This window comes from Microbacterium sp. 22179 (genome assembly GCF_052045715.1).
Classification (GTDB): Bacteria; Actinomycetota; Actinomycetes; order Actinomycetales; family Microbacteriaceae; genus Microbacterium; species Microbacterium galbinum.
The window spans coordinates 57429-72294 of record NZ_JBQEPJ010000005.1 but is presented as its reverse complement, the minus strand read 5'-3'; the positions used below and the strand labels follow the sequence as shown (position 1 = coordinate 72294).

The 14866-nt window shown below is 68.1% G+C and carries 13 protein-coding genes and 3 tRNA genes; 6 read left to right on the top strand and 10 right to left on the bottom strand.

The genetic code is table 11. The annotated features are described in order from the left end of the window. Nucleotides 1-3 precede the first annotated feature (3 nt). On the bottom strand, nucleotides 4-1536 hold the full coding sequence (locus ACTJKK_RS12220; RefSeq protein ID WP_440748188.1) for a sugar transferase: 1533 nt from the start codon (nucleotides 1534-1536) through the stop codon (nucleotides 4-6). A gap of 359 nt (nucleotides 1537-1895) precedes the next feature. Between ACTJKK_RS12220 and ACTJKK_RS12215 the strand changes: the two genes are divergently transcribed. The 4 genes from ACTJKK_RS12215 to ACTJKK_RS12200 all read left to right on the top strand — a co-directional run bounded on the left by ACTJKK_RS12215 (nucleotide 1896) and on the right by ACTJKK_RS12200 (nucleotide 5754). Continuing rightward, entirely contained in the window at nucleotides 1896-3047 is a 1152-nt protein-coding gene (locus ACTJKK_RS12215; RefSeq protein WP_440748187.1) for a low temperature requirement protein A, read from the top strand. 72 nt (nucleotides 3048-3119) lie between these two features. Next, the gene (locus tag ACTJKK_RS12210; RefSeq protein ID WP_440748186.1) at nucleotides 3120-4034 is read left to right on the top strand and encodes an intradiol ring-cleavage dioxygenase; all 915 of its coding nucleotides are present in this window, start codon (nucleotides 3120-3122) and stop codon (nucleotides 4032-4034) included. A 175-nt stretch (nucleotides 4035-4209) separates the two neighbouring features. Then, entirely contained in the window at nucleotides 4210-4494 is a 285-nt protein-coding gene (locus tag ACTJKK_RS12205; protein ID WP_440748185.1) for a hypothetical protein, read from the top strand. 228 nt (nucleotides 4495-4722) lie between these two features. Beyond that, complete coding sequence (locus tag ACTJKK_RS12200) at nucleotides 4723-5754, top strand: fatty acid desaturase family protein (protein ID WP_247955541.1); 1032 nt, start codon at nucleotides 4723-4725, stop codon at nucleotides 5752-5754. A gap of 61 nt (nucleotides 5755-5815) precedes the next feature. On the opposite strand, the gene ACTJKK_RS12195 is transcribed toward ACTJKK_RS12200, so the two are convergent. The 3 genes from ACTJKK_RS12195 to ACTJKK_RS12185 form a co-directional block, all read right to left on the bottom strand. After that, nucleotides 5816-7210 (bottom strand): cell division initiation protein, encoded by a 1395-nt coding sequence (locus tag ACTJKK_RS12195; RefSeq protein WP_247632947.1) that lies wholly within the window; start codon nucleotides 7208-7210, stop codon nucleotides 5816-5818. 178 nt (nucleotides 7211-7388) lie between these two features. Further along, nucleotides 7389-7910 (bottom strand): hypothetical protein, encoded by a 522-nt coding sequence (locus ACTJKK_RS12190; RefSeq protein WP_404597766.1) that lies wholly within the window; start codon nucleotides 7908-7910, stop codon nucleotides 7389-7391. Nucleotides 7911-7962: 52 nt separating this feature from the next. Beyond that, nucleotides 7963-8265, bottom strand: coding sequence for a DUF7882 family protein (locus ACTJKK_RS12185; protein WP_247955544.1), 303 nt, complete (start codon nucleotides 8263-8265; stop codon nucleotides 7963-7965). Between the two features lie 184 nt (nucleotides 8266-8449). Here ACTJKK_RS12185 and ACTJKK_RS12180 point away from each other — a divergent pair, with 184 nt between their 5' ends. Then, entirely contained in the window at nucleotides 8450-9721 is a 1272-nt protein-coding gene (locus ACTJKK_RS12180; protein ID WP_440748184.1) for a peptidoglycan DD-metalloendopeptidase family protein, read from the top strand. A 12-nt stretch (nucleotides 9722-9733) separates the two neighbouring features. On the opposite strand, the gene ACTJKK_RS12175 is transcribed toward ACTJKK_RS12180, so the two are convergent. The 6 genes from ACTJKK_RS12175 to ACTJKK_RS12150 form a co-directional block, all read right to left on the bottom strand. Next, the gene (locus tag ACTJKK_RS12175; protein ID WP_440748183.1) at nucleotides 9734-10654 is read right to left on the bottom strand and encodes an AEC family transporter; all 921 of its coding nucleotides are present in this window, start codon (nucleotides 10652-10654) and stop codon (nucleotides 9734-9736) included. 48 nt (nucleotides 10655-10702) lie between these two features. Then, complete coding sequence (locus ACTJKK_RS12170) at nucleotides 10703-12103, bottom strand: threonine/serine ThrE exporter family protein (protein ID WP_440748182.1); 1401 nt, start codon at nucleotides 12101-12103, stop codon at nucleotides 10703-10705. A 21-nt stretch (nucleotides 12104-12124) separates the two neighbouring features. Beyond that, a complete protein-coding gene (locus ACTJKK_RS12165) occupies nucleotides 12125-12766 on the bottom strand; it encodes a hypothetical protein (protein WP_440748181.1) in 642 nt (213 codons plus the stop codon). Between the two features lie 166 nt (nucleotides 12767-12932). Beyond that, nucleotides 12933-13005 (bottom strand) — tRNA-Phe (locus ACTJKK_RS12160). A gap of 69 nt (nucleotides 13006-13074) precedes the next feature. Continuing rightward, a tRNA-Asp gene (locus ACTJKK_RS12155) sits at nucleotides 13075-13148 on the bottom strand. A 26-nt stretch (nucleotides 13149-13174) separates the two neighbouring features. Then, nucleotides 13175-13250, bottom strand: a tRNA-Glu gene (locus ACTJKK_RS12150). Nucleotides 13251-13459: 209 nt separating this feature from the next. Here ACTJKK_RS12150 and ACTJKK_RS12145 point away from each other — a divergent pair. Continuing rightward, nucleotides 13460-14827 (top strand): M23 family metallopeptidase, encoded by a 1368-nt coding sequence (locus ACTJKK_RS12145; RefSeq protein WP_247955551.1) that lies wholly within the window; start codon nucleotides 13460-13462, stop codon nucleotides 14825-14827. Nucleotides 14828-14866 lie beyond the last annotated feature (39 nt).

Sequence of the window (14866 nt, the reverse complement as noted above, 5' to 3'; positions counted from 1 at the left end):
CGTTCAGTATGCCCCGCTGGGCTGCACCATGACCTTCGCCGTACGCCACATGATCTGCAGGTCGTTCATGACCGACCAGTTCTCGACGTAGCGCAGGTCGAGACGCACGCTCTCGTCCCACGACAGGTCGCTGCGACCCGAGACCTGCCACAGACCCGTGATGCCGGGTTTGATGTAGAGGCGGCGGAACACCGTGCCGTCGTAGGCGGTGACCTCGGTCGGCAGCGGCGGGCGAGGCCCGACCACGCTCATGTCGCCGACGAGCACGTTCCAGAACTGCGGCAGTTCATCGAGCGACAGCTTGCGCAGCACGCGACCGACGCGCGTGACACGGGGATCGTCCTTCATCTTGAACAGGAGACCCGAGCCCTCGTTCTGCAGCTTGAGCGCCGCGAGCTTCTGCTCGGCATCCGTCGCCATCGAGCGGAGCTTGACCATCCTGAAGCGCCGGCCGTCGCGCCCCACCCGTTCCTGGTGGAAGAACACGGGGCCGGGGGAGTCGAGCTTGATGAGAAGGGCGAGCGCCGGAAGGATCAGGCCGATCGGGATGAGGGCGAGGGTCGCGACGACCACGTCGAGTGCGCGCTTGAGCACGTGCTTGCCGCCCTCGTAGGTCGGAATCTGCACCTGGATCAGGGGGAGCCCCTCGACCGAGGCGAACGAGATGCGGGGCCCGGCGACATCGGTGAGCCGGCTCGACAGCACCAGTTCGGCGGCCGTGCCCTCGAGCTGCCAGCTCAGGTGCTTGACGAAGTCGGGGTCGCGCTCGGGACGGCTGGCGACGATGATCGTGTCGGCGCCGAGCTCGGTGGCCACGGTCGCCACGGAGTTGGAGTTGCCGAGCACCGGGAAGCGGATGTCGTCGATCTCGACGTCGCGGGCGTTGCCGTCGAGCAGCGTCGCCCCGACCACCTGGTAGCCGGAGGCGCCGATCGGGTGCAGCGTACGGATGACGTACTCGACGTCGTCCCGGTTGCCGACGACGAGCGTGCGGGAGGCGAAGCGCCCGTGACGCCGCTCGCCCTGCAACCAGTGCCGCCATCCCCAGCGCGTGACGAGCAGTGCGAGCAGTCCGACCGGCAGTCCGACGACGAGCATCAGCTGCATCGACTCCCACGCCAGCAGCACGTCGATGATCGCGACCAGACCGAACGCGAGTCCGCTCGCGTTGGCGACCCCGCGGTACTCGGTCGCACTCGCCTGGAACAGCGCGGCGTCACGGGTGTGGAGTGCCCCGAGCATCAGGAACCACAGCACGGCCAGCGGCGCGCTGGCGCGCAGCACTTCGAGCACCGTGAGGCCGATGGACAGCTGGATCGCCGCCGTCAGTGCGACGGCGAGCAGGATGACAGCCGCATCCGTCGTCCGCAGTCGCATCCGATATCGCCGCTCCCACTGACGGCGGCGTTCCAGCGTTGCGGAGACGCGCGGTGAGACCACCGAGCGCGGCACCGACTTGACGGCTCGCGGAGCGGCAACCGGCACGTATGCCGTTCCTGCGCGAGTGATGCTCACGGCATCCTCTACGGAGGTCATGCCGAGGCTCCTCGAGCCGGTGATGTACGCAAAAATCCCCAGTGCGCCATTGTTTCCCCAGATATTCCCCAGACCGCCAGCCCCACGCTCGCGGTTTCGTCTGCATTCCCGACCCCTCGGGTCCCTCTGACGTTCCGTGATCCCACATCACGGGCGAGCAGACGCCGTCCCACACGGTGAATGCATACAGAGAGCACTGCAGACTCCCGTCAGCATAGCCCACGGCGGTCGCGTTCGGTAGGTTCTCCGCGCAACGATCCGAAACGATATTCCGGTGGCCCGGCACGCCGCCGCGAGAGCGGGGCTATCCTGGCGCGGTGACACCCAACGCCACTTCGCCGAGACTGCGTCTCACCCGCATGATTCCGCGTGACGCCGCCCAGCCGCACCGGGTCGCCAGCTCGCTCGAGCTGTTCTTCGACCTCGTGTTCGTCGTCGCCGTGAGCATCGCCTCGGCGCAGCTCCACCACGCCCTCAGCGAGGGGCATCTGCAGCACGGGATCATCTCGTACGCCATGCTCTTCTTCGCGATCTGGTGGGCGTGGATGAACTTCACGTGGTTCGCGACCGCGTTCGACACCGACGACTGGCTGTACCGCGTCACCACGATCGTGCAGATGAGCGGAGTGCTCGTGCTCGCCGCCGGCATCCCCAGCGCGTTCGAACACGGCCACTTCGCGCTCGTGGTCGTCGGATACGTGGTGATGCGCATCGCCATGGTCGCCCAGTGGTTGCGGGCGTCGCGCGCCGCGGGTCCGCTGCGCCAGGCGACCCGGCGGTACGCCTTCGGCATCGCCGCGGTGCAGGTGCTCTGGATCCTCTTCCTGCTGGTGCCGGACGGGCCCTTCCAGCTCGTCGCCTTCGCCGCGTTCGCGCTGCTGGAGATGTCGATCCCGGTCTTCGCCGAGCACGAGCGGCAGACCCCCTGGCATCCGCACCACATCACCGAGCGCTACGGACTGTTCACCCTGATCGTTCTCGGCGAGAGCCTGCTGGCGTCGGCGAACGCGATCATCGAGGCGCTGCACGAGGCCGAGTCCTTCGTGCCCTTCATCTCCATCTCCGTGCTCACCCTGGTGGTGACGGCATCGCTGTGGTGGATCTACTTCTGGCCGGAGCACCATCGTGCGGTCGGATCGTTCGGCAGCTCGCTGCGCTACGGCTACACGCACTACCTGATCTTCGCGGCGGCGGCCGCCTTCTCGGCCGGCATCGAGGTCGAGCTCGACGTGCTCACGGGCAAGAGCGAGCTGTCGAGTACGGCCGCGTCCTTCACGGTGACGGTCCCGATCGCCGTCTTCCTGCTCGGCGTCTGGTGGGTCGCCATCCGCAGGAGCGCCGACCGCGTCGTGAACACGGTCGTGCCGCTCGGGGCGGTGCTCGTGCTGCTCGACCCGATCCTTCCGGTCCCCGTAGCGCTCACCGCGGTGATCATGGTGATCATCGTCGTGTTCCTGGTGCTCCACCCGCCGGTGCCGGAGAAGAAGGCCGCCGTCATCGAGAACGCATAGCCCGCGCAGGGGCGACGCATCGCCCGCCGCGCGACCATGGATGCTCCCGACCCGCACACGAGGAGCGCGACAATGACCCGGATCCCCGAGCCCGACCGTACGCCCGAGGGCCCCGCCTACGAAGGTCGCCTTCTCGATCGTCCCGATGAGGAGGTGGTCGATCAGGGCGCGGCCTTCGACCTGCGCACCCTGCTGACGCGCCGCGGAGTGCTGAGCCTGGCAGGGATCGGCGTGGGCGCGGTGGTGCTCGCCGCCTGTGCTCCGTCGGTCACGGCATCCGGTTCTCCCTCGCCGACCGCGACGCCGACGCCCAGCCCGACTCCCACCCCCACGCCGACAGCGGATGCCGTGGCCGCCGACATCTCGGAGATTCCCGAGGAGACCGCGGGGCCTTACCCGGGCGACGGCTCGAACGGTCCGGACATCCTCGAGGACTCGGGCATCGTCCGCCAGGACATCCGCTCCTCCATCGACGGCGGCGCGACCGCCGAGGGAGTGCCGCTCGTGTTCGAGCTGCAGATCGTCGATGTCGCCAGCGGGGCGCCAGCCGAGGGCGTCGCCGTGTACGCCTGGCACTGCACGGCGCAGGGCGAGTACTCGATGTATTCGTCGGGGCTGCAGGACGTCACCTACCTGCGGGGCGTGCAGGTGGCGGATGCCGCGGGCACGGTGTCGTTCACCTCGATCTTCCCCGGCTGCTACGCCGGGCGCTGGCCGCACATCCACTTCGAGGTGTATCCGGACCTCGCGTCGATCACCGACGCGAGCAATGCGATCGCGACGTCTCAGCTGGCGCTGCCCGAGGCCGAGTGCGCGGCGGTCTACGCGACCTCGGGCTACGACGGCTCGGCTCGGAACCTCTCTGGGATCACGCTCGCCAGCGACAACGTGTTCGGGGAGGATTCGGCCGTGTCGCAGCTCGCGACGATGTCAGGGGATGCGTCCGCGGGGTACCGTGCGGTGCTGGCCGTGGGCGTGAACGTCTGACACGGCAGGCGCAAATCTGCTAGTCTGTCTACGCAACGTGTGTGCACGCCCCTCTCGGCGCCCACGTCGCCACTGATCAGGGCCATTCCGGACCACGCACATCGACGCGCGCGGCATCCGCCCACGATCTTCCATCGCGGAGCGCCGACGCGCCCGCCACACAGCAATGATGAGCATGACCATGAGTACGACAACTTTCCATCCGACCGATCCGTTGATCTGGAAGCAGGCCGACCTCGATGTGCACGTCGCGACCCGCGACGGCGAATTCGCCGGTTTCGTCGAGTTCGACGGCACCGCCCACGTCGTGCGTGACGCGCGCGGTGCCGATCTCGGCACATTCGCCGATCTCGACGACGCTCAGCGGGCTCTGGAGTTCTCACACGAACCCCACAGCAAGCGCCGGAACCTCGGTTTTCCCGCGGTTTTCCGCCGCCGCCCGCGCCGCGCCCGTGCCTGAACGACCCCGCCCCTCCGGAATCACATGCCGGAGGGGCTTTCGTATGCCCTCCCGCGTATGCGGGCGGGGTTAGCCTGAGGTCAGCGATCGGCATCTGCCCTTGGCTTCTGAAGCTCAAGGGCTCCCGATCGGAAGGAGAGCATCATCTCCATTTCACAGCTCGAATCCACCGCTTCCACGCTCGGCCCCATCCGGCAGACCTATTCCGGAAACGCCGACTTCCCGCCGATGGCGAAGGCGTATCGCGATGTGCAGCAGGTGGTCAAGGAGACCGGCCTGATGCAGCGCACCCCGGTCTTCTACTCTCTCGTCGCGGGGGCGCTCGCCCTCGGCTTCGGTGGTGCGATCACCGGGTTCATCCTGCTCGGCGACAGCTGGTTCCAGCTCCTCATCGCCGGAGCCCTCGGCATCCTCTTCACGCAGGTGGCGTTCCTCGCTCATGAGGCCGCCCACCGCCAGATCCTCGCGTCCGGGCCGGCGAACTTCCGCCTGGCGCGGATCCTCGCGGCCGGCGCCGTCGGGATGAGCTACCACTGGTGGGACTCCAAGCACACCCGCCACCACGGCAACCCGAACCAGGTCGGCAAGGACCCCGACATCCAGGTCGACACGATCTCGTTCCTCGAGACGGATGCCGCGCAGTCGCGCGGTCTCGTGCGCCTGATCACCCGCAAGCAGGGCTGGCTGTTCTTCCCGCTGCTCACGCTCGAGGGGATCAACCTCCACTACATCAGCCTCAAGCACCTCACCACGCAGAAGAACGTGAAGGGCCGCTGGACCGAGCTGAGCCTCATCGCGCTCCGCCTCGCGCTGGTCATCGTGCCGGTCTTCCTCTTCCTCCCCTTGGGCATGGCCTTCGCGTTCATGGGCGTGCAGCTCGCCGTCTTCGGCGTCTACATGGGCGCGTCCTTCGCTCCCAACCACAAGGGCATGCCGGTCATCGCGCCCGATGCCAAGCTCGACTTCTTCTCGAAGCAGGTGCGCACCTCGCGCAACGTCAACGGCGGCTGGTGGGCCACCTGGTTCATGGGCGGGCTCAACCACCAGGTCGAGCATCACCTGTTCCCGAACATGTCGCGCCTGCACCTCTCGAAGGCACGCGGAATCGTGCGCGACTACTGCGCGGCCAACAGCATCCCCTACACGGAGACGAGCCTGTGGCGGTCGTACGCGATCGTCATCGCTTACCTCAACCGTGTGGGGCTCGCCGCGAGCGATCCTTTCGACTGCCCGGCCGCGTCGCAGATGCGCCGCGCATAGACGACGACCATGACGAAGGCCCGAGCGGAATCCGCTCGGGCCTTCGTCATGCCGGGGTGTGTCAGCGTGACGAGTCGTCGTCGCTCTCGACGACCTCGATCGTGATCTTCTCGAGCGGACGATCGTCGTCGATCGCCTCGTCATCCAGCACCTCGTCGCCCAGGAACTCCTCAGCGGGCTCGTCGTCGACCGTCGCGACCTCGCCGAGCGACGCGGTCGCGCCGCCCTCATCGGAGAAGACGCCGTCGGGGCGGATGAGCTCGCGCACCTCGGCCATGAAGCTCGTGAGCTGCTGCTGCTGCCAGCGCAGCTGACGGGTACGGTCCTCGGCATCCCGCAACACCGTGTTGGTGTGCGTCGTGACGGCGTCGACGATCTTCTGCGACTTCACCCGCGCGCGGTCGAGCGTCTCGCGGGCGCGCACCTGGGCGTCTGCCTCGATGGACTGCGCCTGCGAACGCATGAGGCGCTCGTAGTCGTCGGCCTTCGCCGAGATGCGCTGGGCGTGGTCGAGAGAGGCCGAGACCTGCTCGTTCGCATCGCTCGTGATGCGCTCGGCGTGGGCGACGGCCTGGTTGTGCAGCACGAGGAACTCCTGCTGGGCGTCGTCCTGGCGGCGGGTCAGCGTCTCTTCGAACTCGAGCACGCGGGCGTTCATCTCGCGCACGTCGCGCTCGGCGTCGGCACGCAGCTGCGTGGTCTCGCGGGTGACGAGCGAGCGCAGTGCGGCCGCTCCCTTCTCCGCCTCGGTGCGGATGGCCGTGGCCTCCTGCGAGGCCTGGTTGACCTTCTCGGTGGCATGCGCTGCCTCGCGCTCGATGCGCGCCTCGTGCGCCGTGTACTCGGTCTCCATCTTGAGGCGCACCTGGTCGGCATCCCGCTCGGCCTGGGAGATGATGCGGGCGACGTCGGCCTCGGCCTCGGCGCGCTGGGCGGCGACCTCTTCGCGGGCGGCGGCCATGAGGCGGTCGGCCTGCACTGCGGCGTTCTGGATCAGGACGTTCGCCTGCTCCTCCGCCACGCGCAGGATCGCCTCGAACTGCTGGCGCGACGGCGCCTCCTCACCGTCCGGGGCGGGGGCGTCGACGAGCTCGGAGGTCAGCGTCGCGACCTGCTGCTCGGTCTCGGCGACCTTCGCCTTCAGAGCGGTCAGCTCGCTCTCGAGCTCTTCACGGGCGGAGCTCTCCTCCGACTTCAGCGCGTCGATCGCGTCGGCGTGACGCACCTCGGCGTCGGCCAGGTCGGCGTTCGCCTGCTGCAGCTGGTTGCGCAGCGTCGACAGTGCGGAGTCGACCTCCGCCTTGTCGTAACCGCGGAAACCGATCGTGAACGCCGCCGGAGACGACGAGGAGCCCTGCGGAGAAGAGGCTGCGGGCGGCGTGGTCTCGATCAGCTGGTCGAAGAAGTCGGGGGAGCGGTCGCCGCTGCGGTCTTCGGACTCGGAGGATTCGCTCATGGTTCGTGCCTTTCTGGGGCAGGTCCGTGAGGACCGGGGAGGGATCGTGAAGGGCCGATGCCGTGACAGCCGCTGCGAGCCGCTGTCGCCGTCGCAGTCCAGCCTAGTTGCGTCGGACGGGAGTTGCGTGCCGGTTTCACCCGGCGCGAGAGGCGAATTCACCCCGCGCGAGGGGCGATCAGGCGTCGAGTGCCCAGCGGGCGTTTTTGGGGTCGAGCAGGTGACCGCGAAGGTATTCGAGGTGCGGCCCCTCCGACACCGTGACCCCGCGCGCTGCGGCGGCGGTCGAGATGCGCGTGCGCAGGTCCTGCCAGAACGAGACGGTCTGGGGGAAGCCCATGTACTCGCGGAAGGTCTCGACCTGCACGCGCGTGCCGGCGGGATCGGGCACCAGGCGCACGATCGTGTCATCGGGCTCGACGAAGCGGATGCCGAAGCCGCCGTCCGCGCGCCCCGGGAAGTCCTTGGGCTTCTTGCCCGCGGCCTCGGCGACGATCTCGCGCGCCGCGTCTTCGGGGGCGTGGATGACGACGGTGGTTCCGAACTCGACGAGCACGTTCACCAGTTGCTTCGCGGCGAACTTGCGTCCGGCGTTCTCGCCGGCGGCTGCGGCCTTGCGGTTCGCCCACCTCTTGATGAAGGGCCCGCCGATGATGAGTACGAGGACGAGAATGCCGAGAAGGATGAGTGTCGGGTCCACGGCCACAGCGTAGCGGGTGCGTGCGGTCGGCTAGCGCGCACCGATATTTCGGTTAGCTCGACAGCACGTGATCGAGCACCAGCTCGCCACTGGCGTTGAGGTGCTGCATCAGTTCGGCGATGCGTTGCGGGTCGACGGCGGGCGGCTGCTCCTCGTCGAAGCCGAACTGCAGGGGGATCGCCGGATGGATCCAGACCGTAGACCGCTTGTTGGGGCCGCTGTCACGCGGCGCCCACGTCATCATGAAGCTCTCCTGTCGGCGCAGCTTCGTCGCGATGATGATCTTGAGATGCGCGAGCGTCACGTCCTCGATGATGATCGGGTCGGAAGTGCCGTCGTACCTGAGCCTGCCCATAGAAGAACCGTACTTGTTATTCGGGGAATATCACGCCGATGTCCGCCACGAATTCCTGTCTCGCTGGTACCGTGACGGCGGGGGACATCATGTCCGCTGGGGCCGAACGACCACGGGAGAGCGCGACATGAAGCGACAGTCACGCTTGCGGCGCGCCCGAGTCGGTGTTCTTGCACTCCTGGTAGTGGTCCTCGCCTCCTTCTTCCCGTCGCTCACGTCCTCGGCACCGGCATCCGCTGCTACCGACGGGCAGATGGTCGTCCCCTCGTCCGGGAACATCCAGTCGAAGGTCGGCGACGGATGCCGCAACAACTACCGCAAGCACGACGGCATCGATATCGGAGGAGGCGGCGGAACGCCGATCCTGGCGGCCTATGACGGCGTGATCAAGGCGCGAACCGCGAACAGCGGGTACGGCAACTACGTCGACATCGAACATCCCGGCGGCTACGTCACCCGCTACGGGCACATGGCCGCGCCCGGCATGCAGGCGGCGGGCACGCGCGTCAGCCGCGGCCAGCAGATCGGCGTCGTCGGCAAGACCGGCGCCACCGACGCGTACCACCTGCACTTCGAGGTATGGCGCAACGGCAGCGTGTACAGCGCGATCAACAACGGCTTCACGTGCCTGACGAACGTCACGCGCGGCAGTTTCATCCCGATGAACTTCCCCGGTCTCGGAACCCCGGTCAACCCCAAGGTGCTGACGGCCGACTACAACCGCGACGGCAAGGCCGATCTCGTCGGTGTGGCCGCCGATGGCGACCTCCACTTCCTCGGGGGGAACGGCACTGCGGCGCTCAAGCCGCGCGTCGTCATCACCTCCGGCTGGGCGGGCCGCGGGCAGATCGCGCACGGCGACCTCAACAACGACGGCCACTCCGACCTGATCGTGGTCCGCAACGACGGAACGCTGGAGTTCTACGGGGGCAGCCCCGCGGCCGGAGGAGGGTTCGCCTCCCAGCGCGACATCGCGACCGGATGGGGCGGACTGCTGCATCTCATCTCCGGGGCCGACTACACCGGAGACGGCCTCCACGACGTCATCTCCGTCCGTCCGGACGGCAACATGACGATCCATCTCGGTGACGGCAAGGGCGGATTGTCAGGGCAGACGCGTCCCGGCGGACCGGAGTGGAATTCGATGGTCTATCTCGTGGGCGGCGACTTCGATCGCGACGGGCGCGGAGATCTCATCGCGATCGATGCCGCCGGCACCCAGTACTTCTACCCGGGCATCCCCAACGGCTTCGCCGCGCGGCAGATCGTCGGGCGCGGATGGACCGGGTTCACGGCCATGACGGGCGGCGTCGACTACAACGGCGACGGGCGCCCCGACCTCGTCGCGCGGATGGCGAACGGCGACCTGCGGGTCTACCCCGGCGGAGGGAACGGCGGGTTCGGCGCCTCGTACGTCATCGGAACCGGGTTCGGCTCCTACCTGCAGATCGAGTGATCGCGACCGGCGTCAGCCGAGAAGCAGCATGATCAGGAGCAGCACGGGCAGGCATCCGATCGTCGTCAGGAAGACGGTGTCACGGGAGATCGCCTCGCCGACGCCGTAGCGCTGCGAGTAGTTGAACACGTTCTGCGCGGTCGGCAGAGCCGCGAGCACCGTGACGATCAGCACCTCGTGCGCGGTGAGCCCGAACACGAACTGGGCGAAGACCCACGCGACCAGTGGCATGACCGCCAGCTTGAGGATGCTCGCCACGACGACATCGCGTCGGTGCCCCTGCGTGCCGAGCACGCGCTGGCCGTGCAACGACATGCCGTAGCTGATGAGGAGCACCGGCACTGCGGCATCCGCGATCAACTGCGCGGGTGCCAGGACGATCTCCGGGAGCTGCAGGCCCGTGACCGACACCAGGGTGCCGAGCAGAGCACCGATGATGATCGGGTTCGTCGCGGTGCGCAGCAGCGTGCGGCGCAGAGAGGTGCGCTCGGCCGTGGCGGCGTCGAGGATCGTGAGCGACACCGGCGTGAAGACCAGCAGCTGCAGAAGGATCACCGGCGCGGGGAACGCCGCACTCCCCAGCAGATAGAGGGAGAGGGGCAGGCCGATGTTGTTCGAGTTGACCTGACCGGCCGAGAGAGCGCCGATCGTCGTCTCGGCCACCGACCGACGCCAGGCGAAGCGCGCGACGAGGGTGTGGATCAGGATCACGACGACCGCGGCGATGGCCGACACGGGCAGCAACGACGAGAACAGCATCGTCGCGTCGGCGTGCGCGAGAACGGTGAAGAGCAGGAACGGCGAGAGCACGAAGAACACCAGGCGGCTCAAGACCGGACGCGCGTGCTCGCCGAGCAGATCGATCCGTGCCAGCACGTAGCCGACGATGATCGCGACGCCCACCACGACGAATCCGGTGAGCGTCTCGAGCATTCTTCGAGCGTATCGAGGTGCCGCGAGCCGGACGAATCCGGGGGCGCGTCAGCGCCGGGTACGCGCTCGCGTCTTCGTGACGCTGCCGAGGGTCGCGCGCACCGGGGTGCCGAGGTACAGACCGAGCGACGCCCCCGAGGCGAGACCGATCCCGATGACGGCGGCGTCGATCAGCGATCCGCCTGCGCCGACGACGCCCATGCTGGTGCCGCCGTTGTGCACCATCTCGAGCAGCCCCTGGAAGACCGCGACTCCCGGCACGAGCGGCACGATGGCCGCGGTCGTCACCGCGACCGACGGAACGTGCAGGTTGTGGGCGATCAGCACCCCGACGAAGCTCGCGAGCAGCGCGCCGATCGCGCTCGCCGCGGCCGGGTGCAGATTGAGGGCGACGGATGCCGTGTACCCGGCGATCGTGATCGCGCTGAGCAGAGCGCTGACGAGGATGATGCGGATGCCGGCGCCGTTGAACACGGCCACGGCGACCGCGATGATGATCGCCCCGGCGAAGACCCCGAGCAGGGGACCGAACGGTGCGGGGTCGTCGGGCAGGTCCATCGTGAACCCGAGCACGCTGCCGAGCTCGAGACCGACGAGGATGCCGATCACCACACCGAGGGTCTGCATCGTGAGGTCGAGGATGCGGCCGCCGGCGGTGAGCGCGAACCCGTCGATCGCATCCTGCGCGGCGCCGACGACCGTGAGCCCGGCGAGCATGAGCACGATGCCCGAGGCGACGATGATCGAGGGGCGGATGCCGACGAACGGCTCGATCCCGGCAGAACCGAGCGCCGACACGGCGACCGCGACCACGGTGGTGACGAAGCCTCCGGCGATCTGGCTGAAGAAGAGGGGAACGCGCACGCGCGCGAGGCCGGCCTGCGTGAGGGCGGCGGCGAGGGCGGCGATGAAGGTGAGTCCCACGATGATCGGTGACGCGCCGAGAAGGATGCTGACGCCGACGGCGAGCATCGCCCGGGCGACGACGACCACGGACTGCTGGTAGCGGAACGGCACGCGCCGGATCACACGGAACGCCGTGCGGGCGGACTCCAGGTCGAGCCCCGCTTCGATGTCGGCGACGAGCGCCTGCACGCGCTGCAGTTTGGCGTGGTCGGGAGCGGCGACGCGCACGACGCGCAGCAGTGTCTCGGGCCACACCTCGCCGCTCAGGTGGAACGAGACGGTCACCGAGTTGTAGGTGACGTCGACCTGCACCCCCTTGAGGGCATAGGCCTCGCACACACGAGTGATCGCGAGCGTGACCTCGTGAGCGGAGGCGCCGACCGCGAACATCGATTCGCCGATGCGCGTCGCGAGGTCGAGCACGCGGGGCACCGTGCGCTCGTCGATGATCGGCATGGCCTCTGTGTGCGCGACGTTCGAGGGATCGTTGTGCAGGATCCGCTGCATCGAGGCGAGCAGTCGCCAGCGCGAGTTCGAGGGCATACCTCCATCCTCTCGTCCGGGTCAGGTGAACGAGGAGAGAGCACGCCGATATGCCACGCTGTCGGCTCGTGTGCCGGCCGTGACGAGGAGGGCGTTGTCACTGACACGGCGAGTGTGCTCGCCCCGGCAGGGGATCGTGATGATCGTCGTGAGTCCCGCCCGCCAGGCAGGGATGAGAGCCTCGAGGTCACGGTGCTCCGGGTTGTCGGCGAGGGTGTGCGGGCGCGCGGCGGCGCGCTCCTCGAAGGCCGAGTGTTCGTGGTCGGTGTAGGAGGGGTCGTCGAAGGCGGCGTCGCCGAACTCGTCGCGCCAGGTCGGGCCCATCATGTCGCGGAGGAGGTTTTCGCGAGCGGGGTCGCCCGGTTCCATCGCGAGCAGCCGCGGGAACTGATCGTGATCCTGCTCGCGGCCGACATGGACGGATGCCGCCGGCCAGAGTCGAGTCCACGCGCTCTCCCAGTGAGCCCGGGTGTCCGCGTCGAGGACGGCTGCGGCCGGCGCGGGAGTCCGGACGAGGAGCGGCGGAAGGTCGTCCCCGGTGGGCTGGAGCCCGTACGCCTCGCGCAACCAGAGGAGTTCGAAGAGCGCATGCGGTGCGTCTTCGATACGGATGACCATGTCGTGCGGCCAGGGGTTACCGGGGATCGGATTCACGGATCGCATCGGAGAAGTACACCCGAGATGCGCGCCGGGCGAAAGACCTCCCGGGGCTATTGCGCTCCGGTGCTCGATACCTCAGCGTCGATCGAACCGCCCGCAGGCAAAGCAAAACCCCCGCCATGTAGAAGCTAGGCGAGGGTTTCTGGGCTGATTGTAATGATCAGCCTTGTGGCTCCGACCGGCATCGATCCGGTGACCTTTCGATTTTCAGTCGAACGCTCTACCAACTGAGCTACAGAGCCGCGCGACCGGCGAACCTGTCGCGTCCTAGACGAAGAGCCCTCTCCGAAGAAAGAGCTCATCGCACGGAGCGACCCTGACGGGACTTGAACCCGCGACCTCCGCCGTGACAGGGCGGCACGCTAACCAACTGCGCTACAGGGCCATACTTGTTTTCAATTATATCGGACGTGGTGACCCCAACGGGATTCGAACCCGTGCTACCGCCGTGAAAGGGCGGCGTCCTAGGCCGCTAAACGATGGGGCCGAGTCAGTCCCGGGGGACTTCCTTGCCGACGCTCAAGCATAAGCGATAGTCGGGGCAAATCGCGAATCGAGGGCGAGTCAGCGCGCTCCCGGGCGTGTTCCGGGAGACGATGTACCCGTCAGCATGCCCTTCGACCGACCCGCGCGCCCTGGTGCGCATGTGAAAGTTGTTGTTACTGTGACATGTGTGAAACCGGCGGAAGGGGCCGTGTGAACGACCAGATCACGAAGGATGCCGCGGCAGCTGCAGCATCCGAGGAATGCGGCTGCGCGCCCACGCCCGCCGAGCGCGACGCTCTCTGGAAGCAGAGCTTCAGCCGTCGAAGCGCGCTCGGGCTCGGTGCGCTCAGTGTCGTCGCCCTCAGCGCCTTCGGCGTCACCTCCGGCGTCTCCGCCGCCTACGCCGCGTCGTACCCGAGCTGGGACGACGTGCAGAAGGCCAAGAACAACGAGGCTGCCAAGGGCGCCGAGATCCAGCGCATCGAGGGCCTGATCCAGTCCCTCACGCAGAAGGTCGCGCAGACCCAGGCGGCTGCCAAGACCGCCTCCGACGAATACTTCACGGCCCAGCAGGAGTTCTTCGCCGCGATCGCCGAGGCCGACACGCTCCAGGCGAAGGCTGACGAGCAGGCGGGCGTCGCCGACGAGTCGGCTCGCAAGGCCGGCCAGGTCGCTGCACAGATCTACCGCAACGGTGGTGACGACACCTCGCTCGAGCTGTTCTTCGCCGGCTCCGCCGCGAACGCCGATGAGTTGCTCTCGCGCCTCGGCACGATGGACAAGCTCCTCGAGTACAACCAGTCGGTCTACGACGATGCCGTCGCCGCCCGCAACTCCGCCCAGTCGCTCAGCGACCAGGCCAAGGTCGCACGCGACGAGCGCGACCGGCTGCAGAAGATCGCGGAGCAGAAGATGGTCGCGGCCCAGCAGGCGGCGGATGCCGCGCAGGCCGCCCTCGACGAGCAGTCGGCGAACCTCAACACCATGCAGGCGCAGCTCGCCGCCCTCAAGGACACGACGACGAAGACGGTCGCCGGCTACCAGGCTGGCGTCGCAGCTCGCGAGGCCGAGGAGAAGAAGCGCCGTGAGCGCGAGGCCGCCGAGGCCGCGGCGAACGCCGGCGGCAACAGCGGCGGCGGAGGCGCCCCCGCCGGCAGCGGCAGCGGTTGGGTGCGCCCGCACGGCGGTTACCGCAGCTCGGGCTACGGTCCCCGTTCTCAGCAGTGCAACGCGAACGGATGCTCGTCGAGCTGGCACTACGGCATCGACCTCGCCAACGGTTGCGGGGCGGCGATCTATGCCGCGTACGCCGGTGTCGTCGACGCCGCGTTCTACAACGGCGGGTACGGCAACTACGTCCGCATCCAGCACGGCACCGGCGTCGCGACCGGCTACGCGCACATCCGCGACGGCGGCTTCGCGGTCAGGGCCGGCCAGCAGGTGCAGGCCGGGCAGATCATCGCCTACGCGGGCAACACCGGCGGATCCTTCGGCTGCCACCTGCACTTCGAGGTCTACATCAACGGGTACTACACGAACCCGGCCGACTTCATGGCCGCGCGGGGCATCTCGATCTGAGCATCCGCCCGCCCTGCATGCAGAAGACCCCCGGCCGCT